The organism is Sinomonas sp. T428B (assembly GCF_056780155.1).
On sequence record NZ_JBRAZR010000001.1, the window covers coordinates 1313566 to 1336222 of the forward strand.

Annotated in this window: 19 protein-coding genes; 13 read left to right on the forward strand and 6 right to left on the reverse strand. The window is 74.0% G+C overall.

All coding sequences use genetic code 11. The annotated features are described in order from the left end of the window. Window positions 1-47: 47 nt before the first annotated feature. The 4 genes from ACUYMY_RS06070 to ACUYMY_RS06085 form a co-directional block, all read right to left on the reverse strand. Window positions 48-662, reverse strand: a complete 615-nt coding sequence (locus tag ACUYMY_RS06070) for a TetR/AcrR family transcriptional regulator (protein WP_481702717.1) — start codon at window positions 660-662, stop codon at window positions 48-50. Window positions 663-717: 55 nt separating this feature from the next. Further along, complete coding sequence (locus tag ACUYMY_RS06075; RefSeq protein WP_481702718.1) at window positions 718-1146, reverse strand: YbjQ family protein; 429 nt, start codon at window positions 1144-1146, stop codon at window positions 718-720. 126 nt (window positions 1147-1272) lie between these two features. Beyond that, window positions 1273-2691, reverse strand: a complete 1419-nt coding sequence (locus ACUYMY_RS06080) for a dicarboxylate/amino acid:cation symporter (RefSeq protein WP_481702719.1) — start codon at window positions 2689-2691, stop codon at window positions 1273-1275. Window positions 2692-2844: 153 nt separating this feature from the next. Further along, the gene (locus ACUYMY_RS06085) at window positions 2845-4599 is read right to left on the reverse strand and encodes a DUF885 domain-containing protein (protein WP_481702720.1); all 1755 of its coding nucleotides are present in this window, start codon (window positions 4597-4599) and stop codon (window positions 2845-2847) included. Window positions 4600-4768: 169 nt separating this feature from the next. Between ACUYMY_RS06085 and ACUYMY_RS06090 the strand changes: the two genes are divergently transcribed. Next, window positions 4769-5035, forward strand: coding sequence for a DUF2795 domain-containing protein (locus tag ACUYMY_RS06090; RefSeq protein WP_481702721.1), 267 nt, complete (start codon window positions 4769-4771; stop codon window positions 5033-5035). Next, window positions 5025-5975: a glycosyltransferase gene (locus ACUYMY_RS06095; RefSeq protein ID WP_481702722.1), complete on the forward strand. Its 951-nt coding sequence runs from the start codon at window positions 5025-5027 to the stop codon at window positions 5973-5975. The genes ACUYMY_RS06090 and ACUYMY_RS06095 overlap by 11 nt, the downstream gene beginning before the upstream one ends. 18 nt (window positions 5976-5993) lie before the next feature. On the opposite strand, the gene ACUYMY_RS06100 is transcribed toward ACUYMY_RS06095, so the two are convergent. Then, window positions 5994-6251 carry an acyl-CoA carboxylase epsilon subunit gene (locus ACUYMY_RS06100; RefSeq protein WP_481702723.1) on the reverse strand — a complete coding sequence of 86 codons (258 nt, stop codon included), beginning with the start codon at window positions 6249-6251 and terminating at the stop codon, window positions 5994-5996. After that, complete coding sequence (locus tag ACUYMY_RS06105) at window positions 6248-7831, reverse strand: acyl-CoA carboxylase subunit beta (protein WP_481702724.1); 1584 nt, start codon at window positions 7829-7831, stop codon at window positions 6248-6250. Before ACUYMY_RS06105 ends, ACUYMY_RS06100 begins: the two co-directional genes overlap by 4 nt. 244 nt (window positions 7832-8075) lie before the next feature. Between ACUYMY_RS06105 and ACUYMY_RS06110 the strand changes: the two genes are divergently transcribed. The 11 genes from ACUYMY_RS06110 (at window position 8076) to ACUYMY_RS06160 (ending at window position 22644) form a co-directional block, all read left to right on the forward strand. Continuing rightward, window positions 8076-8930 (forward strand): SDR family oxidoreductase, encoded by an 855-nt coding sequence (locus ACUYMY_RS06110; RefSeq protein WP_481702725.1) that lies wholly within the window; start codon window positions 8076-8078, stop codon window positions 8928-8930. A 68-nt stretch (window positions 8931-8998) separates the two neighbouring features. Further along, a complete protein-coding gene (locus tag ACUYMY_RS06115) occupies window positions 8999-9907 on the forward strand; it encodes a biotin--[acetyl-CoA-carboxylase] ligase (RefSeq protein WP_481702726.1) in 909 nt (302 codons plus the stop codon). Then, window positions 9900-10490 (forward strand): PH domain-containing protein, encoded by a 591-nt coding sequence (locus ACUYMY_RS06120; RefSeq protein WP_481702727.1) that lies wholly within the window; start codon window positions 9900-9902, stop codon window positions 10488-10490. The genes ACUYMY_RS06115 and ACUYMY_RS06120 overlap by 8 nt, the downstream gene beginning before the upstream one ends. Continuing rightward, the gene (locus tag ACUYMY_RS06125; RefSeq protein WP_481702728.1) at window positions 10490-11665 is read left to right on the forward strand and encodes an adenylate/guanylate cyclase domain-containing protein; all 1176 of its coding nucleotides are present in this window, start codon (window positions 10490-10492) and stop codon (window positions 11663-11665) included. Before ACUYMY_RS06120 ends, ACUYMY_RS06125 begins: the two co-directional genes overlap by 1 nt. 142 nt (window positions 11666-11807) lie before the next feature. After that, entirely contained in the window at window positions 11808-12779 is a 972-nt protein-coding gene (locus ACUYMY_RS06130) for an AAA family ATPase (RefSeq protein WP_481702729.1), read from the forward strand. A 64-nt stretch (window positions 12780-12843) separates the two neighbouring features. Then, a complete protein-coding gene (locus ACUYMY_RS06135; RefSeq protein ID WP_481704976.1) occupies window positions 12844-14133 on the forward strand; it encodes a DUF58 domain-containing protein in 1290 nt (429 codons plus the stop codon). Further along, window positions 14130-16778 (forward strand): transglutaminaseTgpA domain-containing protein, encoded by a 2649-nt coding sequence (locus ACUYMY_RS06140; RefSeq protein ID WP_481702730.1) that lies wholly within the window; start codon window positions 14130-14132, stop codon window positions 16776-16778. The genes ACUYMY_RS06135 and ACUYMY_RS06140 overlap by 4 nt, the downstream gene beginning before the upstream one ends. Before the next feature lie 152 nt (window positions 16779-16930). Then, the gene (locus tag ACUYMY_RS06145) at window positions 16931-18070 is read left to right on the forward strand and encodes an RDD family protein (protein ID WP_481702731.1); all 1140 of its coding nucleotides are present in this window, start codon (window positions 16931-16933) and stop codon (window positions 18068-18070) included. Next, the gene (locus tag ACUYMY_RS06150) at window positions 18067-18996 is read left to right on the forward strand and encodes a PP2C family protein-serine/threonine phosphatase (protein WP_481702732.1); all 930 of its coding nucleotides are present in this window, start codon (window positions 18067-18069) and stop codon (window positions 18994-18996) included. Before ACUYMY_RS06145 ends, ACUYMY_RS06150 begins: the two co-directional genes overlap by 4 nt. Beyond that, the gene (locus ACUYMY_RS06155; RefSeq protein ID WP_481702733.1) at window positions 18983-20845 is read left to right on the forward strand and encodes an FHA domain-containing protein; all 1863 of its coding nucleotides are present in this window, start codon (window positions 18983-18985) and stop codon (window positions 20843-20845) included. The genes ACUYMY_RS06150 and ACUYMY_RS06155 overlap by 14 nt, the downstream gene beginning before the upstream one ends. Further along, entirely contained in the window at window positions 20842-22644 is a 1803-nt protein-coding gene (locus ACUYMY_RS06160) for a serine/threonine-protein kinase (protein ID WP_481702734.1), read from the forward strand. Before ACUYMY_RS06155 ends, ACUYMY_RS06160 begins: the two co-directional genes overlap by 4 nt. Window positions 22645-22657: the final 13 nt, after the last annotated feature.

A 22657-nucleotide genomic window follows, 5' to 3' on the forward strand; every position in this document is an offset into this window, starting at 1 on the left:
GCCTTCCTAGGGCGGGTGGGTGGGGCAGCAGGCGCGGTGGTCGGGCGTCAGCCCGCGAAGCCGGACTTGAGGTGGGTGATCGAGGCGGTGAGCAGCTCGCGGAGGCGGGCGAGGGACGACGGCGCGAGGTCGCCGCCGCGCTCGGCCATCCAGACCTCGAGCGCGGACTTCCCGCACGAGATGACGCACGCGGCGAGGGCGTGGACGTAGAGGCCGTCGAGGCTCTCGGCCCCGTCGCGGCCGCGGATGGCGGCGACGATCTTCTCCCGGCACTCCTCGAAGGCCTGGAGCTGGAAGCGCGCCACGGGCTCGTGGCCGTGGGCCACGAGGAAGGACTCGGCCATGGGGGCGATGAGGTCGTTGTCCGCGAGCCCATAGATCACGGTGAGGGCGGACTCGAGGAGGGGCTCGTCCGCCGGGCGGTCGCGGAGCCGCTCGAGGGCGCGGTCGAGGAACCCGAAGGTCGGGGCCGCGATGGCCTCCTCGGGGCTCGTGAAGTAGTTGAAGAAGGTGCGCCGGGAGACGCCGGCGGACTCGGCGATGTCCTCGACGGTGAAGGCGCCGAGGCCGCGCTCGCGGGCCAGCCCGAGGGCAGCGGCCACGATGGACTCGCGCGTCGCGGCCTTGTTCTGCTCACGGCGGGAGAGGGTTTCGGGGGTCACGTGACTACACTAAGTGCAAGTTTGCACTCAGTGCAAGAAAGCCCGCGCCGGAGTCTCAGCCCTGCGGGCCGTAGGGGCCCTCCTGGCCCTGGGGAGGATGGGGCAGGCGGCTCGCCTGATCCACGAGGTATGCCGACTGGCCCGTCGCCCCGGCCTCGCCCCTGGCGAGCGGGATGACCCACACCGCGGTGCCGTAGCAGCACACCTCGGTCCAGTTCGGGCCGAGCTCGGAGGTGTCGAAGCGCATGCCGACGATCGCGTTCGCACCGCGGTGCTGGGCCTCGGCGACCATGCGGTGCATGACCTGCTGGCGGCTCTCGTAGAGCGCCTTGGTCATCTCGGGCAGCTCGCCGCCGCCGATCGAGCGGAAGTTGGCCATGAACTGCGCGCCGATGTCGCGGGCGCGGACGGTGAGGCCCATGACCTCGCCGAAGACGGCGTCGATGCGGTGCCCGGGGATGTCGTTCGTCGTGACGATGAGCATGGGCTCAGCCTAGCCACGCACCCGCTCCAGCCCACGCCAGAACGCCGCATCGCGACACGCTGGAATCCGGGACGGATGACAGCGTGCCGCGATGCGGCGTTGAGAGGGCGCCCTGCGGGCGGTGGGCTAGGAGCGGGAGGCGGCCAGCTCGCCGTCGTGCGCGTTGTTGTCCTGCTTGACCGGCTGCGCGTCCTCGCCGGACTCGTCCCTGAACGGGTCGCCGTGGCGCGGGGCGTTGTAGAGCTCCTCGTCGAGGATGCCCTGGCGCTTCGCGACGATCGTCGGGACGAGGGCCTGCCCGGCCACGTTGACCGCGGTGCGGCCCATGTCCAGGATCGGGTCGATCGCGAGGAGCAGGCCGACGCCGGCCAGCGGCAGGCCGAGGGTCGAGAGCGTGAGGGTGAGCATGACGACGGCGCCCGTGGTGCCTGCCGTCGCCGCCGAGCCGAGGACCGAGACGAGGACGATGAGCAGGTACTGGCTCAGGTCGAGGTTGATCCCGAAGAACTGGGCGACGAAGATCGCGGCGACCGCGGGGTAGATCGCGGCGCAGCCGTCCATCTTGGTCGTCGCGCCGAGGGGCACCGCGAAGGACGCGTAGCCCGAGGGGACGCCGAGGTTGCGCTCGGTGACCCGCTGGGTCAGCGGGAGCGTGCCGATCGAGGAGCGCGAGACGAAGGCGAGCTGGATCGCCGGCCACGCGCCCGAGAAGTACTGCTTGACCGAGAGGCCGTGGGACTTCACGAGGACCGGGTAGACCACGAAGAGGACGAGGGCGAGGCCCACGTAGATTGCGCCGGTGAACTTGCCGAGCGCGCCGATGGTGTCCCAGCCGTACACCGCGACGGCGTTGCCGATGAGGCCGACGGTGCCGATCGGGGCGACGCGGATGATCCACCAGAGGACCTTCTGGATCACGGCCAGGGCCGAGGCGTTGAGGTCGAGGAAGGGCTCGGCCTTCTTGCCGACCTTGAGGGCCGCGACGCCGACGGCGATCGCGATCACGAGGATCTGCAGGACGTTGAAGCTGACGGACGTCGTCGCGGCCGTGTCGGTGACCGTGGTGCTCGCGCCGAGGCCGAGGAAGTTCTTCGGGAACAGGCCCGTGAGGAACGCCCACCAGTCGCCCGTCTTGCCGGAGTACGAGGCCTCCTGGGTGATGCCCGTGTTGGCGCCGGGCTGGAAGACGACGCCGAGGCCGATCCCGATGAGCACGGAGACGCCGGCCGTGATGCCGAACCACAGGAGCGTGTTCCACGCGAGGCGGGCGGCGTTGGAGACCTGCCGGAGGTTCGCGATCGAGCTCACGACGGCCGTGAAGATGAGCGGCACGACGGCGGTCTGCAGGAGCGAGACGTAGCTGCTGCCGATGGTCTTGAGGGTGTCCCCGAGGGCGTTCGGGGCCTTCGCGGTGTGCCCCGTGTACTTGGCCAGGAGGCCGAGGGCGACGCCGACGACGAGCGCGGCGATGATCTGGGGGCCGAAGGACGTGGCCCACGCCGGGAGCCGACGCGCGGCCCGCTGGGTGCTGGTGGAAGTGGTCACCGGTATACCGTAGGGACGGGCGCCGTAGCAGACAAAGCGAATGTTGAGAAGTGTGACGGCGACTGTGACGGCGCCGTTCGGGGGAGTACCCCGGAAATCGGCGCCGCCACGGCCGTTTGTTACATTATTCCCCGCCCGAGTATGGGGTATGTCTCACCCGAGCAGGGCCCTCCGGAGGGTGTCGAGGCCGACCGAGCCGAGGCCCAGCGCCTGGCTGTGGAACTCCTTGACGTCGAAGGGCCGGCCCTCCGCGGCGGCCCGAGCCGAGAGGTCCGCGCGGATCTGCTCCCAGAGCCGCTGGCCGACCTTGTAGGAGGGGGCCTGGCCCGGCCAGCCGAGGTAGCGCGTGAACTCGAAGCTCAGCTGGCCCTCCGAAATCGGCAGGTTCTCGCGCAGGAACGTGTAGCCCTTCTCCGGGGTCCACGTGCCGGAGCCCCAGCGCGCGGGGACCTCGAGCTCGAGGTGCACGCCGATGTCGAACACGACCCGGGCCGCGCGCATGCGCTGCATGTCGAGCATGCCCATGAGGTCGCCGGGGTCGGAGAGGTAGCCGAGCTCCTCCATGAGCCGCTCGGCGTACAGGGCCCAGCCCTCGCCGTGGCCCGAGACCCAGCAGATGTTCCGGCGCCACGAGTTGAGCGCGTCCCGGCGGTAGACCGCTGTGGCGACCTGGAGGTGATGGCCCGGGACGCCCTCGTGGTAGACGGTGGTCGTCTCGGCCCAGGTCGTGAAGGTGTCCTCGCCCTCCGGGACGGACCACCACATGCGGCCCGGCCGGGAGAAGTCGTCCGAGGGACCCGTGTAGTAGATGCCGCCCTCCTGGGTCGGGGCGATGAGGCACTCGAGGCGGCGCAGCGGCTCGGGGATGTCGAAGTGCGTGTCGGCGAGGTCCGCGATGGCCTCGTCCGAGAGGCGCTGCATCCAGGCCTTGAGCGCGTCGGTCCCCTTCAGCTGGCGGGCGGGGTCCGCGTTCAGGACGGCCTTGGCCTCCGCGACGGTCGCACCCGGGCGGATCTGCTCGGCGACGGCCTCCTGGGCCGCGATGAGCCGGTCGAGCTCCTCGACGCCCCACGCGTAGGTCTCCTCGAGGTCCACCGTCGCGCCGAGGAACTCGCGCGAGGCGAGGGCGTAGCGCTCGCGGCCCACGGCGTCCTTCTCCGGGGCGAGCGGCAGGAGCTCGGCCTCGAGTTCGTCCGCGAAGCGGCTGTAGGCCGCGGCGGCGGCCGCGCAGCCCTCCGCGAGGGCCGCCGCGACGTCGTCCGGGAGGGGGGCGCCGGCGTCGTCCGCGCCCAGCCCGCCGGCCTCCCCGCCGGCGAGCCGCGCGTTCGCCGCGAGCTGGGCGAAGAAGCCCGTGCCCGCCTCGGCGTACTTGCGCGTCTGCTCGACGACGATCCGCACCTGGCGCGCGGCGGCGACCCTCCCGTCCGCGGCGGCGGCACGCAGCGCGGCGAGGTAGCCCTCGAGGGCGGCCGGGACGTTCGCGGCGCGGCCCGCGATGTGGCCCCACTGCTCCGGGGTCTCGGTGGGCATGAGGTCGAAGATCGAGCGGATCGTCTGGGCCGGGGACGCGATGTTGTTCAGCTCGGCGAGCTCCCAGCCGCTCTCGTGCCGCTCGAGCGCGAGGCCGAGGCGCTCGCGCATCGCGTCGAGCGTGACCTCGTCCGTCGCGTCGAGGGGCTCGACGCCGTCGAGCCGGGCGAGCGCGTCCCGGACGGCGACGGCGTGGGCCTCGTGGCCGGCGGGGGAGAAGTCCGGGTACTCCGTCTCGTGCCCGGGGAAACCGAGCTCGGTGGCGAGCGACGGGTTGAGCTCGAGGAGCCGTGCCGTGAACGATTCCGCGACGGCGTCGACGGCGGTGGGGGTGCGGAGGCCGCGGGCGGAGGCGGCGTCGGTCGTGTTCTGGGTCACCGGACGAGCCTATCCCGCCGCCCCGGGGCTCTGAAGGACATCCTCCAGATTCCGTCCTCCGGAGGCCGTTTGCACCACGGCGGGACGGGTACGAACGCCGGTGACCTCCCGAGCGCGCTGCCCCTGCCGGGCGGCCGTTCGGGCCCCGCCGGACGTCAGGAGAGCTGCCGTGGCCGAGACCCCGAACCCGATCCAGATCCAGAAGTTCCTCGAGGGCGTGGACTACCCCGCCGACAAGGAGGCCCTCCTCCGGGCGGCCGAGCAGCACCAGGCCGACGAGAACGTCTTGAACGCCCTCCGCGGGCTCCCCGAGCGCTCCTACGGCAAGCCCACGGAGGTCAGCGAGGCGGTCTCCGGCGGCCCCGCCGGCGGGGGCGGGGGCAAGCCGGCGAAGGACGACGACGAGCGCGGCGGCGAGCGGTTCGATGCCGGCTGAGCCGCCTCCCGATCCAGAACCCCACGGCCCGCGGCGCCGGCGCAGCGCGCGCGGGCCCGAGGAGTGGGCGGCGCCGCACGTCCCGGCGGACGAGGCGGGCCTGGACATCCTCGTCCCGACCTGCGACCGCCCCGCCGAGCTCGCGACCGTCCTCGCCGGCCTCGCGGCGCAGGACCTCGAGGGCTGCCGGATCCTCGTGAGCGACCAGAGCCTCGGGCCGGCCTCGTGGGAGCACCCCGCCGCGAAGGCCATGATGCGCGTGCTCCGTGCCCAGGGCCGGACCGTGGATCTCGTGCGGCATCTGCCCCGCCGGGGGCTCGCCGAGCACCGCCAGTTCCTCCTCGACCAGTCCTCGGCGCCGCGCGTCCTCTTCCTGGACGACGACGTCTGGCTCGCCCCCGGCGCCCTCGGGGTCCTGGCCGAGGCGCTCGACACGCTCGGCTGCGGATTCGTGGGCATGGCCGTGCAGGGCCTCTCGTTCCTGGAGGACCGCCGGCCCGGAGAGCTCGAGCCCTTCGAGCTGTGGGACGGCGGCGTGCTGCCGGAGCGGCTCGACCGCGACTCCGCGGAGTTCGAGCGCTGGCGGCTGCACAACGCCGCGAACCCCGCGCACCTCGCCGAGGCCGTGGCGCGGGAGGGCGGACTCGGCCGGCGGGGGTGGGTCCCGTACCGCATCGCGTGGGTCGGCGGGTGCGTCCTCTACCGGCGCGAGGCCCTCGTCGAGTGCGGCGGCTTCTCGTTCTGGACCGAGCTGCCCACGGAACACGCGGGTGAGGACGTCGTGGCCCAGTGGCGGGTCATGGAGCGCTACGGCGGGGCCGGGATCCTGCCCTCGTACGCCGTGCACCTCGAGAGCCCGACGACGGTGCCCGTCCGCGACGTGGAGGCCTCCGAGGTCCTCGCCGGGCGCAAGGAGCAGAGGAACCCCGGCGCCGACTGACCCGCCCCTTACCAGGCGTCAGAGGCGGCCGCGGCGCTGGCTGATCATGTGCCGGGGGCGCAGGGTCGCCTGGCGGATGCGCTCGCGCCGCGTCGGGGCGGCGGGCGCCTCCTCCTCGGGCTCGGCCCCGCCCGCGGCGGCGATGACCGCCGTCAGGGCCGCGAGCTCCTCGGGCGTCGGGTTGCCCTTGGTGACCGAGAACAGCACCGGCGGCTCCTCAGCGGAGGGCGAGTCCCCGCCGTCGTGCACGTCAGCCGGAAGCACAGCCGCGCTCACAGCGGGATGTTCCCGTGCTTCTTCGCCGGCAGCGAGGCGTGCTTGTCCCGCAGGGCGCGGAGGCCCCGCAGGAGCTGCACGCGCGTCTCGGAGGGCGCGATGACGGCGTCGACGTAGCCGAGCTCGGCGGCCTGGTACGGGTTGAGCAGCTCCTCCTCGTACTGGCGGATGAGCTCGGCGCGCTTGGCCTCGACGTCCCCGCCCTGCTCGGCAACCGCCGCGAGCTCGCGGCGGTAGAGGATGTTCACCGCGCCCTGGGCTCCCATGACGCCGATCTGCGCGGTGGGCCACGCGAGGTTCAGGTCCGCCCCGAGCTTCTTCGAGCCCATGACGATGTAGGCGCCGCCGTACGCCTTGCGGCAGATCACGGTGAGCTTGGGCACGGTCGCCTCGGCGTACGCGTACAGGAGCTTCGCGCCGCGGCGGATGATGCCCTGGAACTCCTGGTCCTTGCCCGGCAGGAAGCCGGGGACGTCCACGAGCGTGACGATCGGGATGTTGAACGCGTCGCAGTGCCGCACGAACCGCGCGGCCTTCTCCGACGCGGCGATGTCGAGCGTGCCGGCGAACTGGATCGGCTGGTTCGCGACGATGCCGACCGTGTGCCCCTCCATGCGCCCGTAGCCGATGATGACGTTCGGGGCGTAGAGCGACTGCATCTCGAGGAAGTGCCCCTCGTCGACGATGCCCTCGATGACGGCGCGCATGTCGTAGCCCTGGGAGGCGGCGTCGGGCACGAGCGTATCGAGGGCGAGGTCGGCGTCGTCGACCTCGAGCTCCTGGTCGTGGTCCCCGACGGGGGCCTCGACGAGGTTGTTCGAGGGCAGGAAGTCGAGCAGCTCGCGGACGAACTCGACAGCGTCCTTCTCGTCGGCGGCGAGGTAGGTCGCGGTGCCGGTCGTGGCGTTGTGCTGCCGGGCGCCGCCGAGCGTCTCCATGTCCACCTCCTCGCCCGTGACCGTCTTGATGACGTCGGGACCGGTGATGAACATGTGGCTCGTCTTGTCCACCATGACGACGTAGTCGGTGAGCGCGGGGGAGTAGGCGGCGCCGCCCGCGCACGGGCCCATGATGAGCGAGATCTGCGGGACGACGCCGGAGGCGGCGACGTTGTTGCGGAAGATGTCCGCGAACATCGCGAGGGAGGCCACGCCCTCCTGGATGCGCGCGCCGCCGCCGTCGTTGATGCCGACGACGGGGCAGCCGTTGCGCAGGGCGAACTCCTGGACCTTGACGATCTTCTCGCCGTTGACCTGGCTCAGCGAGCCGCCGTAGACGGAGAAGTCCTGGCTGTACACGGCCACGAGCCGGCCGTCCACGGTGCCATAGCCGGACACGACGCCGTCGCCGAGGGGCTTCTTCTTCTCCATGCCGAAGGCGGTGGAGCGGTGGACGCGGAGCGTGTCGAACTCGACGAACGAGCCCTCGTCGAGGAGCAGGTCGATACGCTCCCGCGCCGTGTTCTTCCCGCGCGCGTGCTGCTTCTCGATCGCGTCCTGCCCGGACGGCGCGAGGGACGCTGCCCTCCGGTCGCGGAAGTCCGCAATCTTGCCCGCGGTGGTCGTCAGGTCGTGGGTCACGCTCTCTCCAGCTCTCGGGTGGCATGTAGGTTCCGCACAACCGGCGGAGACATGTCCCCAGTCTAGTCAGCGGCCAGTGGCGTCTGTGTGTAGGAACCCTACAATTTCTTGCCGTGCCCCGCGGTGCCCGTGCGGTGCCCCGCGGTGTCTTGCGGGCCCGGCGGGCGGACGACGGCGGGAGGCGGCCGGCGTCGTCCACGCACCCCTTGTTACTCCCGGGTAACAAGTGCCGTACACTGTCAGCATGACACGGATCACACCGGGCCGGAGCCTGGCCGGCCGCACGCTGCTCATGAGCGGCGGCAGCCGCGGGATCGGGCTCGCCATCGCGCTGCGGGCCGCGGAGGACGGCGCGAACGTCGCCCTCCTCGCGAAGACGGGGGAGCCGCACGCGAAGCTCGCCGGCACGGTCTTCACGGCGGCCGAGCAGATCGAGGCCGCGGGCGGGACCGCCCTTCCCATCGTGGGGGACGTGCGCAGCGACGAGGACGTCGCGCGGGCCGTGCGCGACGCCGTCGAGCGCTTCGGCGGGATCGACGCCGTCGTGAACAACGCCTCGGCCATCGACCTCTCGCGCACTGACGCCCTCGACATGAAGCGCTACGACCTCATGCAGGACATCAACGTGCGCGGGGCGTTCCTGCTCTCCAAGACGGCCCTGCCCGCGCTCCGCGCCTCGGCCGCCGCGGGCCGGGGGCCGCACATCCTCACCCTCTCGCCCCCGCTCAACCTTGACCCGCGATGGGCCGGGCGGCACCTGGCCTACACGATGTCCAAGTACGGCATGAGCCTCACGACCCTCGGCCTCGCCCACGAGCTGCGGGCCGACGGGATCGGGGTCAACTCGCTCTGGCCGGCCACGCTCATCGACACCGCCGCGATCCGCGCGATGCCCGACGGCGACGCGCTCGCGAGCGCCGGCCGCAGCCCGCGGATCGTCGCGGACGCCGCGCACGCCGTGCTGACGCAGGATCCGCGGACCGTGACGGGCAACTTCTTCACCGACGAGGAGGTCCTGCGGGCCGCCGGGGTCGACGACTTTACCGGGTACAGCCTCGGCGCGGCGGAGGAGCGGCTCGTGCCGGACATCTTCCTCTGACTCCACGCCCCGTGCCCGCTCGCTGCCCCCACGGTGCCCGTGCACAGGCGCGTCGGTAGGATTCACGCATGGAGTCGCAGGGGCAGGGGCAGGGACAGGAGCAAGGACAGGCCCGGGGGCCGCTCGACAGGGCGTTCCTGGGCGCCGAGTTCGCACGGACGGCGGGGCTGTCCCGCCTTGAGATCGTCGACGAGGTCGGCTCGACCAACACCGAGCTCGCCCGCCGGGCCGAGGCCGAGCCCGAGGCGTGGGCCGACCTGGCCGTCCTCGCGGCGGACCACCAGACCGCCGGCCGCGGCCGCCTCCACCGCCACTGGGAGTCCCCGTTCGGGACCTCGATCGCCGTCTCCCTCCTCCTGCGCCCGCACAACCGCTCGGGCCGGCCCCTGCCCACGCAGAGCTACTCGTGGTTCTCCCCGCTGGCCGCGCTCGCCCTGCGCGAGGCCCTCGCGGAGACGGCCGGTCTCGAGGCCTCGGTCAAGTGGCCCAACGACGTCGTCGTGGACGGGCGCAAGATCTCCGGCATCCTCGCCCAGCTCGCCGCCGGCGCGCGGGGTGAGCCGCCCGCCGTCGTGCTCGGGACCGGGATCAACGTGAGCCAGGCCGAGGGGGAGCTCCCCGTGCCCACCGCGACGAGCGTGCGCATCGAGGCCGGCCGCGAGGTCCCGCGCGAGGAGCTGCTCGCGGCGTACCTCGCCGCGTTCGGGCGCCGCTACCGCGAGTTCTGCGCGGCCGACGGCGACCCGGACGCGCCGCTGGCCGGCCTCCGCGGGCTCATGGGCCAGGTCGAGGACGCGACGGTCACGCTCGGCAAACGCGTGCGCGTCGAGCTCCCCGGCGGGCGGGTGCTCGAGGGCCGCGCGACGGGCCTGGACAGGCACGGCGCCCTCGTCGTCCTCGAGGACGACGGCTCGCGGCACGCGGTGGCGGCGGGCGACGTCGTGCACTTGCGCCCCGCCGACGGCGGCTATGCGTAGGCTCCTCGATCCGGGGGAGCAGCTCATCGTCGCCACACGCCGCCAGCCGCGCATGCTCGTGCTGCCGGCCGCCGTCTTCATCGTGCTGTGCGGCGCCGCCGGAGTCGCGGCCGGCTGGCTCTGGCGCGGCCGGCTCGAGCAGCTCCTGCCGTGGCTCCCGCCCTCCACGCGGGCCTGGCTGCCGTTCGTGCCCGTGGCCCTCGCCGCGTGGGTCGTGCTCGCGTACTGCGCGCCCAGACTGATCGCGTACCGCTCGCTCGTCTACGTCCTCACGAGCCGCCGCGTCCTGTGCACCGAGCGCGGGCTCCGCCGCGGCGGACGGGAGATGCCGCTGTCGATGATCCGGGACGTGCATGTGAGCCAAGGCGTGCTTCAGGGCATGCTCAGGTCCGGGACGATAACCTTGGCGTCGGGCCAGGCGGCCCAGCTGACGCTCACCGACGTCCCAGAGGTGCGCCGCTTCCGGCAGTTCGTCCTGGAGGCCATCGATGAGCTGCCCGCGCGCGGGGCCGGCGCCGGCCCCGAGCGGGACGGCGGCGCCGCCGCGGGCGACGCGGCACAGTGGGAACGGAGGGAGGACTGATGGACGAGCAGGCCGGCGAGGCTGTCGCCGACGCCGACGCAGGCGCTGTCGCAGACACCGACGCCGACGATGTCGCAGACACCGACGCAGTCGGGCACGCGCCGACCCAGCAGCCTCCGCAGGCGTCCCTCGGGGAGTCCCGGCGCACCTCGTCCCGCGAGCTCGAGCTGCGCCTCCTCGGCGGGGAGCGCACGCTCAAACGGCGCGAGGTCGCCGCGGGCGTCGGCCTGTCCCTCTACTCGGCCCGCAAGCTGTGGCGCGCCCTCGGCATGCCCAACTTCACCGACGACGACCTCGCCTTCACCCAGGCGGACCTCGAGCACCTCAAGGCCATGCCGCGGCTCGTGCGCGAGGGCCTCCTGACGGAGGAGGCGGCGATCTCGGTGACCCGCGCCATCGGCCAGATGACCGACCGCATGGTGGTCTGGCAGGTCGAGGCGCTCGTCGAGGACCTCGTCGCGACGCAGGGCCTCTCCGACGCCGAGGCCCGGCTCGCGCTCGTCGACATGCTCCCCGAGCTCATCGAGCCCCTCGAGGAGATGCTCGTCTACTCGTGGCGGCGCCAGCTCACGGCCGGCGTGCAGCGGCTCGCCCTCCGGGCCAAGGCCGGGCTCGAGTCGAGCCAGGAGGGCCGGGACGGCTCGGAGGACGACGCGCCGCTGCCGCTCGCGCGCGCCGTCGGCTTCGCCGACCTCGTCTCGTACACGTCGCTCTCGCGGCGCATGAACGAGAAGACGCTCGCCCAGCTCGTCCAGCGCTTCGAGAACCGCTGCGCCGAGATCATCTCGGTCGGCGGCGGCCGGCTCGTCAAGACCATCGGCGACGAGGTCCTGTACATCGCCGAGACGCCCGCCGCCGGGGCCCTGATCTCCCTCGCGATGGCGAAGGAGTTCGCGGAGGACGAGATCCTGCCGGAGTGCCGGGTCGCCATGGTGTGGGGGCGCGTGCTGAGCCGCCTCGGCGACATCTACGGTCCGACCGTGAACCTCGCCGCGCGCCTGACGGCGATCGCCGGGCCCGGCGAGGTGCTCATCGACGACATCACCGCGCACGCTCTGCGGGGCGACGACCGCTTCGTGCTCGAGCCGCGGGAGCCCGAGATGGTCCGGGGTTTCGGCGAGATCCACCCCGTGCTTCTGCGCCCCGGAACAGGCCCGGGCATCGTCCTGGACTGACGCCCGGGCACGAGCCGGAGCCGGGTACCTCTCCCCATCGCACACCCCTGTGGCGTGCGGCTAGGCTTGTCCGCGGACTGGGCGCCCACGAGGCGCCGCACGCTGTGGCGCAGCGCTCACGGCACAATCAAGAGGGGGAGACATGACGCTCACGACGGAACAGGCCGCGTGGTTCGCGGAGACGTTCGAGAGGCTCGTGGCCAACGTGGGGCAGGCCGTGCTCGGCAAGTCGCACGTCGTGCGCCTGGCCTTCACGGCCATGCTCGCCGAGGGGCACGTGCTCCTCGAGGACGCCCCCGGGACCGGCAAGACGTCGCTGGCCCGGGCGCTCGCGGCCACCGTCCAGGGCACGAACTCCCGGATCCAGTTCACGCCGGACCTCCTGCCCTCCGACGTGACGGGCGTGACCATCTACGACCAGAAGTCGCAGCGGTTCGAGTTCCACAGGGGCCCGATCTTCGCCAACATCGTCCTCGCCGACGAGATCAACCGCGCCTCGCCCAAGACCCAGTCCGCGCTCCTCGAGGTCATGGAGGAGTCCCGGGTGACCGTGGACGGCGTGACCTACGAGGCCGGCCGGCCCTTCATGGTCATGGCCACCCAGAACCCGATCGAGCAGGCCGGCACCTACCGCCTGCCCGAGGCGCAGCTGGACCGCTTCCTCATCAAGACGTCCATCGGCTACCCGGATCACGCCTCGACCGTCCGGCTCCTCGGCGGGGCCTCCATCAAGGACCGCTCGCGCGAGCTGGCGCCGATCATCACGACGCAGGCCGTGGCCGAGATGGCCGAGCTCGCGGCCCAGAACCATGTCGACCCGGCGATCCTCGAGTACATCTCGCGCCTGTGCGAGGAGACGCGCAACGCCCCCGAGACGCGTCTCGGCGTGAGCGTGCGCGGCGCGATCGCGATGGTCCGCGCCGCCAAGGTGTGGGCCGCCGCGGACGGGCGGAATTTCGTGCTCCCGGACGATGTCAAGGAGCTCGCCCCCGTCGTGTGGACGCACCGGTTCGTCATGGACCCCGAGGCCGAGTTCGCCGGCGTCACGGCCGAGCGCGTCCTCGAGCGCGTCCTCGGCGAGGTGGCCGCGCCGCAGTCCCGCGCCGGCGTCTGAGCCCCGCGTACCGATGCGGATCCCGTTCCTGGACCGTGCCCTGAGCCGTGCCCTGCGCGATGTCATGCGCTCGCGTGCGGATGCCGCGGATCGCCCCCGGCTGCACGCGGCCTCCGTCTGGCGGGAGGCCGGGGGGCTCGCCGAGGAGTACCTGCACCCCGCTGCGGCCCGCGCCGCCGGGCTCTACCGCCGCTGGCTCGCGCCCGTCCTCGGCGTCGTGAGCCCGCTCGGCTGGACCGTCGCGGGCGCCGGCGCCCTGCTCGCCATCGCGGGCGCGGCCTGGGGCTGGCAGGAGTCCAGCGCGGCCGCGCTCCTGGCCGCCATCCTCTTCGTCCTGTCCATCGCCTTCGTCCTCGGACGCAGCTCCTACGCCGTGACCCTCGACCTCGCCCGGACGCGCGTCGCCGTCGGCGACAGCGCAGTGGGCAGCATCGAGGTCGTCAGCACCGCGCCCAGGCCCGTGCTCCCGGCGCGCCTCGAGCTCCCGGTCGGGGCCGTGACCGCCGTCTTCCACCTGCCGCGCATGCGCCCGAACGTCCCGCACGAGGACCTGTTCACGATCCCGACGCACCGGCGGGCCGTGATCGTCGTCGGCCCCGTCCGCTCCGTGCGCGCGGACCCGCTGAGCCTCCTGCGCCGCCAGGTCACGTGGACCGAGCCGCAGGACCTCTACGTCCACCCGCGCACGGTGGCCCTCGGCACCTCCGCGGCGGGGTTCATCCGCGACCTCGAGGGCATGCCCACGAACGAGCTCGCGACCTCGGACGTCTCGTTCCACGCCCTGCGCGAGTACGTGCCCGGCGACGACCGCCGGCACATCCATTGGAAGACGACGGCGCGCACCGGGACCCTCATGGTGCGCCAGTTCGAGGAGACCCGCAGGGCGCACCTCGCCGTGTGCCTCTCGGCCAACCTCGACGAGTACACCGGCGAGGAGGACTTCGAGCTCGCGGTCTCCGTCGCCGGCTCGATCGGCCGCCAGGCCCTCGCCGAGCAGCGCGAGCTGAGCGCCCTGACCCAGCGCGGTCCGCTCCGCACGGAGAGCGCGCGGCACTTCCTCGACGACCTCACGCGCCTGACGGGCGCGCCCATCCGCCCGGGCACGGTCGAGGCCGCCCGCATGACGGCCGACGCCGTCCCGAATGCCTCCGTCGTGTTCCTCGTGGTCGGGGCGAACGTCACCCCCACCCGGCTCCGCGCGGCCGCCGCCGCGATCCCCGCCGGCATCCGCACCCTCGCGGTGCGCTGCGAGGCCGGCGCGGCCCCGTCCCGCGCCTCGATCGCCGACCTGTCCGTCCTGACCGTCGGCGCCCTCGACGACCTCGGCCCCGTCCTGCGGAAGGCTGCAGCATGAGCGAGACCACCAGGATCAGACCCCGCCGCGCGGCGGCCCCGGCCCCGGCCGCGGGACGCGGCACTCCCACCCGCTCCGGCAGAAGCTCCGCAGGGGGCCCCGGCCGTCCCGGGGGCCGCCCGGTCCGGCCAGGCTTCTGGGCCGGCCGCAGCCCGTGGCTGCACACGCTCGACGCCGGCGCCGTCCTCGCGCTCGCCGGCCTCTCTGTGGCCGGGTTCCACCTCGCGTACGGCGGCGACCTGCACTACCTCGCGGCCGGGCTCGTGGGCGCGGCCCTGGGCCTCGCGGTCGCCTACGCCTCGAGCACGCTGCGGCTCGGCGTCCTCGTCACCGCCGCCGCGGCCTTCCTCGCGTACCTCCTCGCGGGAGGCCTCGTGGCCACGCCGGACGAGTCGCTCGCCGGCGTCGTGCCCACGCTCGGGTCCCTGCGCACCCTCCTGCTGGGCATCGTCGTGGCCTGGAAGGACAACCTCACGGTCGCGGCGCCGCTCGGCACGGGCGCGGGCATGCTCGTCGTGCCCTACCTCGGCGCGTTCGTGTGCTGCCTGGCCGCCGGCCTGACGGCGTGGCGGCTCCGCCGCCCGTACTGGCCGCTCGTCCCGCTCGGCGCCCTTTTCGCGCTCGGCATCGCCTTCGGCACGAACGAGGCCTTCCTCGCCCTCCCGCGCGGCGTCGCGTTCGCCGTCGTCGCCGTCCTGTGGGCGTCCTTCCGCCGGCGTGCGGCGCGCGTCGAGACGGCCCAGATCGTCTCGGGCGAGACGACGGTCCCGGACGCGTCCTCCGCGCGGGCGGCGAGGATCCGGCACGTGGGGCTCGGCGCCGTCGTGCTCGCCGCGGCGGCGGCGCTGGCCCTCGTGCTCGGGCCCGCGCTCACGGCCGGGGCCGAGCGGGAGGTCCTCCGGGACCGCGTCGTGCCGCCGTTCGACCCGCGCAACTACATCAGCCCGCTCTCGAGCTTCCGCAGCCTCGTCAAGGACCAGCGCGACACGACGCTCTTCACCGTCACCGGCCTGCCCGAGGGCGGCCGCGTGCGCCTCGCCGCGCTCGACTCGTACGACGGCACGGTCGCGAACATCGACCAGGGCGGCTCGGGCAGCTTCGCCAAGGTCGGCAACGCTGCCTCGCTCGCGCGCGGGGACGGCGCCGAGGCGGGCGGCACCGCGTACTCGCTCGGCGTCACGGTGGGCGGCTACACGGGCTTCTTCGTCCCCGGCGGGCGCACGACGACGGGCATCGCCTTCGCGGACGCCGACGGCGCCGCGGGCGAGGGGCTCTACTTCAACTCGCTCACCGACACGGCGATCACGACGGCGGGCCTGACCGAGGGCGACGCGTACACCGTCCAGGTCCAGGAGCCCGCCCGCCCGGACGACGGGCAGCTCGCCCAGGCCGAGTTCGCGCAGGTCGGCATGCCCTCGGTCGACGCCGTCCCGCAGGTCCTCCAGGCCAAGGCCGGGGACATCCTCGGCGACAGCCAGACGCCGATCGAGCGCGTGCGCACGCTCGAGTCTTACTTCCAGAAGTTCGGCGCCTTCAGCAACGGCCTCGTCGCCGAGGGCCAGGTCCCGAGCCTCTCCGGCCACGGCGCCGGGCGCCTGCGCGCGATGCTCACGGCCAAGCAGATGGTCGGCGACGACGAGCAGTACGCCGTCACGATGGCCCTCATGGCCCGGCACCTGGGGATCCCGGCCCGCGTCGTCATGGGCTTCTACCCCGAGCAGCCGGTCCCGGCGGGTCAGCCCGTGGAGATCAAGGGCAAGGACGTGCACGCGTGGGTCGAGGTCGCGTTCGCCGGCCACGGCTGGGTCGCGTTCGACCCGACGCCGCCGAAGAACAACGTGCCCATCCCGCCGGACCCGCAGGCGCAGTCGAAGCCACGCCCGCAGGTCCTGCAGCCGCCGCCCCCGCCGCAGGCGCCCGTCGAGCTGCCGCCGGACTCGCGCCCGGACGTGCTGGACGAGGAGCAGAAGAAGAACGACCTCTGGCTCATCCTCGGCCCGATCCTCGCGGTCATCGGCATCGCGCTCATCCCGATCGCGGTCCTGGCCCTGCCGCTGCTGCTCATCGCCTGGCTCAAGCTGCGCCGCCGCCGGCTCCGCTTCGAGGCCGAGCACCCGGCCGACCGCGTGAGCGGGGGCTGGAGCGAGGTCACGAGCTTCGCGGCGGACCTCGGCGCGACCCTCGACGCGCGCGGAACGCGGCGCGAGAACGCCGCGGCGCTCGGGGAGGCCTTCCCCGAGAGCAGGCGGACGACGACGGCGCTCGCCGCGCGCGCGGATGCCGTCGTGTTCGGCGCGGGGATCCCGAGCGCCGACGAGGTCAGCGCCTACTGGGCCGACGTCGACAATTCGCTCGAGCAGCTGCGCGGCGGGCTGACGTTCTGGGCCCGGCAGCGGGCCCGGTTCTCGCCGCGCTCGCTCGTGCTGGACGCGCGGAGGGCTCTGGCCGCTAGGCCGAGGACACTGCAGGGCACAGAGGGCTCCCCGCAGGGCACAGCAAGGCAGGGCGCCCGGCGGCGCCTCGTCGGCAGGGACGCTGTCAGAGGTGGCGTCACCGGGCAGGGCTCCGGGCAGCAGGGTTCTGCCGGCCAGGGTCGCGTGGGGCTGGCCTGGACCGGTTCCCGGCGCGACGAGGAGTCCTCGTGACCCCGCCGTCGGGGGTGTGCGCGGCCTGTGGGAGTATGGTCCGGCAGGGGGCGCTGTACTGCTCCGTCTGCGGCGCCCCGGCGCAGCGGCGGCAGCCGGCTCGCGCCAGCGCCGCGCCTGCGGCACGAGAAGGACAGGGGATGGTGGGGACCATGGTGAATCTCGAGCTGGCCAATGCCCCGACCGGCAGGCGGGCCGGCGCGAAGCTCATCGACCTCGGGATCGCCTGGATACTCCAGGGCATCCCGTACACGATCGCCGCCGCCTCGCTCGCGGGGCTCTCGGGCAGCCGGTACGCCACGGCGGCCGACCAGCGGGCGCTGCTCTCCGCCGCGACGTGGCTCACGGTCGGGTCCATCCTCGGCCTCGCCCTGTGGGTCTTCTGCTGGGCCTGGGAGGCCAAGACCGGGAAGACGCCCGGCCAAGTGATGCTCGGCCTCCGCACGAGCGGCCCCGACGGCCTGGCCCCCGGGTGGGGCAGGGTCTTCGTGCGGAACCTCGTCTTCGGCCTCGTGTGCCTTATCCCGTTCGCCGGCATCGTCCTGGCCCTCGTCTCGAACGTCTTCGACGCCAATGCCAAGCGACAGGGCTGGCATGACAGGGCGGCGAGGACCTTCGTCTTCGATATCCGCGCGGGCAGGGACCCGCTCACGAGCGGAGGGATCAACGGGCCCGCGTCGTTCGCCCCGCGCGTCGACCTCCCGCCCGTGACCCAGGTCGCCTCGCCCGTCGCGGCGTCTGTGGCCTCTCCCGCGCCGCAGGGCCTCCAGCCGGCCCCGCAGCAGGGCTTCCAGCCGGCCGCCCGGCCCGGCCCGCCGCCGTCGTCCACCGGCCCTCTCGCATACGCCGGCCCTGTCGCGCACGCCGGCCCGCCGCCCGCTCCCGGAAGCCATCCCGACGACGACCTCGGCGCGACCCGCCTCGCCGGCGGCCGCGCCGCCCAGCGCGGGGCAACGGGGGACGTCGTGCTGAGCTTCAGCGACGGCCGCAGCATCGCCCTGCGCGGGCCGGTGCTCGTGGGGCGCAACCCCGCCGCGTACGAGGACGAGACCGTCCAGCAGCTGCTCGCCGTCGAGGACCCGGGCAAGAGCGTGTCCAAGACGCACCTCGCGGTGTGGAGCGCCCACGGCCGCGTCTGGGTCCAGGACCGCAAGTCGACCAACGGCACCCGCGTCGTGCGGGCCGACGGCGGGACCTCGCCCGCGCCAGCCGGCGAGCCCGTCGAGGTGGACGCCGGGGACGTCGTGCACTTCGGAGACCACTTCTTCTCGATCGGCAGGGGCCGCGCGTGACAGACATCCACTTCGCCGACCTCGAGCCGCGCCTGACCCTCACGGTCGGCTTCGGCACGGACCGCGGCCTGCGGCGGGAGCTCAACGAGGATGCGTTCCTCGCCCAGGATCCGGTCTTCATGGTCGCGGACGGGATGGGCGGGCACGAGGCCGGGGAGGTCGCGAGCCAGCTGTGCATCCAGACCCTGCGCGAGGCGCCCGTCCTCGCGCACGGCACCCACCGGGCCACCGCTCGGCAGGTCCAGCAGGTCATCGAGCGGGCCGACTGGCGCATCCGCCAGGCCACGGGCGCGCGCGCCGGCACGACGCTTTCCGGGGCCGTGCTCATCGAGATCTCCTCCGTGCCGTACTGGCTCGTGGCCAACGTCGGCGACTCGCGCACGTACCGGCTCACCAGCAACGGCGGCCTGACGCAGATCAGCGTGGACCACTCGGAGGTCCGCGAGCTCATCGAGGCGGGCGAGATCACGGCCGAGGAGGCGCTCGTGCACCCGCGGCGGCACGTCGTGACCCGCGCCCTCGGGACCGGCGAGGATGCCGAGGCCGACTTCTGGCTCCTGCCCGTCGAGGACGGGGACCGGCTCCTCGTGTGCTCCGACGGGCTCACGAGCGAGCTGCGCGACGAGGAGATCCACCGCATCCTCACTTCGCGCCGACACCCGCAGGACGCCGTGGACGCGCTCATCGACGCCGCGATCCGCTCGGGCGGGCGGGACAACGTCACTGTCGTCGTCGTGGACGTGCGGGACGCCGCGGACGCGCTCGGCCTGCCCGAGACCGCGCCGCGGCTCAGCCCGGGCGAGGACACGCTCGACCGGGACAGCGGGCCCGGCCCGGAGCCCGGCGAGACGCCCGGCGGGCAGGACGGCAAGGACAGCGGCAAGGACAGCGGACAGGGGGAGAGGGACGAGCATGGCGACGCGTGAGTACTGCCCCGGTGCCCGCTGGACCCTCGTCGCGCGCGGGCACCTCGCGGTGCTCCTGCCCGCGGAGCAGGCCCGGCCCCTCGTGCCCCGGCTGTGGGACCTCCTGGGCGACGGCGCCGACCTCTACGGCGTCCTCGACGCGCTCACGGCCGAGTTCGGCTTCGCCCGGCTGCCGGCCTTCGGCATCGCCGAGCACCGCGAGCGGCTCCGACTGCTCGTGCGCGGCGCTGTGGACGCGGCGGTCACGACGGCGGCCGGTCGGGAGCGCCTGAGCGGCGCCGACGTCGGCACCTGGCTCGAGCGCGGCGTCGACGGCTGGACCGCCGTCGAGCTCCTCGGCGAGGACGACGGCGGCCCGACGCTCCCGCTCGAGGGCGGCGCCGTGGGCGCCGCCTCCGTGCGCGTGACCGCCGGGAGCGTCGCGGCCGAAGCGATGACCCGGGCCGAAGCGATGGCCGCGGCCGAACCGGCGCCTGCGGCTGAACCCGCGCCGCCGGCTGCCCCTGCCCAGTCGGAGGCCCCCGCGGCCGCTCCGGCGGCTGCTGTCGAGTCCACTGCCGGGGAACCGGCCGCCGGGGAGCAGGGCGGCCTCGACGCGACGATCCTCCCGCCCGCCGAGACCCAGCGGCCCGCAGGGCTTCAGGTCGAGGAGCCCGCTGCTGGCAGCGCCGCGGCCGAGCAGGACACCGCCGAGGGGCCCGTCGCCGAGCAGGCCCCCGCCCTGCCCGACGGGCCGGAGGTCCCCGCGGCCGCCCCGGCCGAGGACCACCCCACGACGACCACGTCCTCCTACGACCAGCTGTGGGGCAGCACGGTCGTGCGCTCGGTCGAGGACGCCGCCGTGCGCCCGAGCGAGGCCGAGGAGCACGACGGGCCCGGGACCGAGCAGACGACCGACCCGCTCCCGCCGACGCAGACCACGGAGCCCGTGGCCCGGACGGTCCAGCCTGCCGAACCGGCTGAGCCGGCAACGCCAGCGGGGCCTGCCGCACCGGCCGAGCGCCCCGCCGGGTGGACGCCGCCGAGCCTCCTCATCGACTCCGTCCCGTGGGGCCGGCAGGCCCCGGAGCCGGCCGGCGCCGGCAGGGATCGAGACGGCGGGCACCGGGAGGGCTCGGAGGCCCCCGAGCGGGGAGCCGAAGGCCGCTCGATCACGTCCGAGCTCTTCGGCGACCACGACGGCGAAACGGTCATGCGCAGCGAGCTCGCCGGTATTGCAGACGAGGGCAGTGGCCAGCTCGAGGGCGAGGGCGCTCCCGCCGAACTCGGCCTCACGGTGCCGCCTCCCTCGGGACCTGACGGCGAGGGCGGGGACGTCGGGGACGGGAGTCGCGCCGATGCCGGCAGCAGCGTCGGCGACGCCCCGCCGTCGTCCGCCCCGCGCCGGGAGGGGCCCCTCGTCCTGGGCCGCCGCTGCCCGCGCGGGCACGCCAACCCGCCGTCGTACGCGCAGTGCCCCACGTGCGGCGAGGCCATCACCGGCGAGCCCCAGCAGCTGCCCCGCCCCGCCCTCGGCCGCGTGCGCCTCTCGAGCGGCGAGGTCATCGAGCTCGAGGAGCCGCTCGTCGTCGGCCGCCAGCCCTCCGTCTCGCGGGTCGCGAGCGGCGGCATGCCGCGCCTCGTGACGGTCGTGAGCCCCTCCGGGGACATCTCGCGCAACCACCTCGAGGTGCGCCTCGAGGGCTGGCACGTCATGGTCCGCGACCTCAAGGCGACCAACGGCACGGTGCTCGAGCGGCCCGGCCAGTCGCCGCGGCGGCTCGCGCAGGGGGAGATGTCGATCGTGCTCGACGGCGACGTCGCCGACCTCGGCGACGGCGTGACGCTGACCTTCGAGGCGGTGCCGTGAGCTCGAAGCGCCCGCCCGCGCCGCCGCCCGAGCTGCGCGGCTTCCGCTACCTGAGCCTGCTCGGCTCCGGCGGCTTCTCGGACGTCTTCCTCTACGAGCAGGACCGACCGCGGCGGAAGGTCGCGGTCAAGGTCCTCGTCTCGGGCCTGCGCACCGAGAGCGCACGCCGCCAGTTCGAGACCGAGGCCAACCTCATGGCCCAGCTCTCGTCCCACCCGTACATCGTCACGATCTACCAGGCGGAGATCACCGACGACGGGCATTCATACCTGGCCATGGAGTACTGCTCGCGCCCGAGCCTCGACATCCGCTACCGGCGCGAGCGCCTGAGCGTCGACGAGGTCCTCGCGATCGGCATCCAGGTGGCCTCCGCGGTCGAGACGGCGCACCGGGCAGGGATCGCGCACCGCGACATCAAGCCCGCCAACATCCTCGTGACCGACTACAACCGGCCCGCGCTGACCGACTTCGGCATCGCCGGCACGGTCGAGGGCAGCGGGGACAGCGACATGGGGATGTCGATCCCGTGGTCGCCGCCCGAGTCCTTCCGCGGCGGCGCGGTCGACGGCGTGCGGCTGGACGTGTGGGCGCTCGGCGCCACCCTCTACACGCTCCTCGCGGGACGCTCGCCCTTCGTCATCCCCGGCGGGGACAACTCGCAGCGGGCCCTCATCCAGCGCATCCACTCGGCGCCCGTGCCGCCGATCGGGCGCCCGGACGTGCCCGAGTCGCTCGAGCTCGTGCTCTCGACCGCGATGTCCAAGGCGCCCGAGAGCCGCTACTCCTCCGCCCACACGTTCGCCCTCGCGCTCCAGCGGATCCAGAGCGAGCTGAGCCTGTCGGTGACGCCGTTCGAGGTGCTCGAGGAGATCGCGGACGACGACGACCCGGACGCGGGCTTCGAGGAGACCCGCGTGCGCGGGGTCGTCTCGATCAACCCCGAGGGGACGTCTGGGGAGCCTCGCGCGCTGCGCCCGGCGCCTCCGGCAGGGCCCGCGCCCGCCCGCCCTGCACCCGCCCGCCCCGGGGCCCTCGCGCCGGGCCGCGACACGACGCGCGGGCGCGTCGTGGACGACGCGACCGTCCTGCGGCCCGGGCAGGGGACGGCGCGCCCGGCGGCCCAGCAGGCGCTGGCATCGACGGGCGCCCCGGCGGCCCTCCACGCTCCCGCGACCGGCGGCGCCGGTGACCTTGGCGACGCCGGCGACTCGACCGTCCTGCGCGGCAACGCCGGCGGGGACTCGACGGTCCTGCGCGGCGACGCGACGGTCCTGCGGGGGCAGTCGGGCCACGGCCAGGCGGGCCAGGGCCAGCTCGACGGGGAGCACGACGGCGGGCTTGGCGCAGGCGAGGACGGGCACCTGGACGCACGGCGCCGTCGGACGCTCATCGCGTCCATCGCCGCCGGCGCGGTCCTCGTGGCCGCCGTCGTCGCCGGCGTGCTCATGGCCCCGAGCCTCGCCCAGCGGCCCACGCCGAACCAGACCACCCACAGCGCGCCCCCCGTGGACGCGCTCGACACGGGGGCGGTCCCCGCCGTCGAGGGCCTCGCGGGCGCCGACGCCGGGGCGAACGTGAGGTTCACGTGGACCAACCCGCAGCCGAGGCCCGGGGACTCCTACATGGTCACGGTCCTCCGGGTCGCGGGGCAGGAGCCGCCCAGGGCCGTCACGGCCACCGAGGTGAGCGTCCCGAAGGAGGCCCCAGGCGCGACGTGCGTGCGCGTCGTCGTCCGGCGCAGCGACGGCACCGCGGGGGCGATGGACGAGACGGCGCCGAGCGCGTGCTTCCCGAAGTGACGGGGCGCCCGCA

Excerpts from the sequence above, each read along its gene's own strand:
- ACUYMY_RS06075 (WP_481702718.1), bottom strand. The coding sequence starts at position 1,146 with ATGCTCATCGTCACGACGAACGACATCCCCGGGCACCGCATCGACGCC.
- ACUYMY_RS06095 (WP_481702722.1), top strand. The coding sequence starts at position 5,025 with ATGCCGGCTGAGCCGCCTCCCGATCCAGAACCCCACGGCCCGCGGCGC.
- ACUYMY_RS06110 (WP_481702725.1), top strand. The coding sequence starts at position 8,076 with ATGACACGGATCACACCGGGCCGGAGCCTGGCCGGCCGCACGCTGCTC.
- ACUYMY_RS06115 (WP_481702726.1), top strand. The coding sequence starts at position 8,999 with ATGGAGTCGCAGGGGCAGGGGCAGGGACAGGAGCAAGGACAGGCCCGG.
- ACUYMY_RS06120 (WP_481702727.1), top strand. The coding sequence starts at position 9,900 with ATGCGTAGGCTCCTCGATCCGGGGGAGCAGCTCATCGTCGCCACACGC.
- ACUYMY_RS06125 (WP_481702728.1), top strand. The coding sequence starts at position 10,490 with ATGGACGAGCAGGCCGGCGAGGCTGTCGCCGACGCCGACGCAGGCGCT.
- ACUYMY_RS06130 (WP_481702729.1), top strand. The coding sequence starts at position 11,808 with ATGACGCTCACGACGGAACAGGCCGCGTGGTTCGCGGAGACGTTCGAG.
- ACUYMY_RS06135 (WP_481704976.1), top strand. The coding sequence starts at position 12,844 with ATGCGCTCGCGTGCGGATGCCGCGGATCGCCCCCGGCTGCACGCGGCC.
- ACUYMY_RS06140 (WP_481702730.1), top strand. The coding sequence starts at position 14,130 with ATGAGCGAGACCACCAGGATCAGACCCCGCCGCGCGGCGGCCCCGGCC.
- ACUYMY_RS06145 (WP_481702731.1), top strand. The coding sequence starts at position 16,931 with ATGGTGAATCTCGAGCTGGCCAATGCCCCGACCGGCAGGCGGGCCGGC.
- ACUYMY_RS06155 (WP_481702733.1), top strand. The coding sequence starts at position 18,983 with ATGGCGACGCGTGAGTACTGCCCCGGTGCCCGCTGGACCCTCGTCGCG.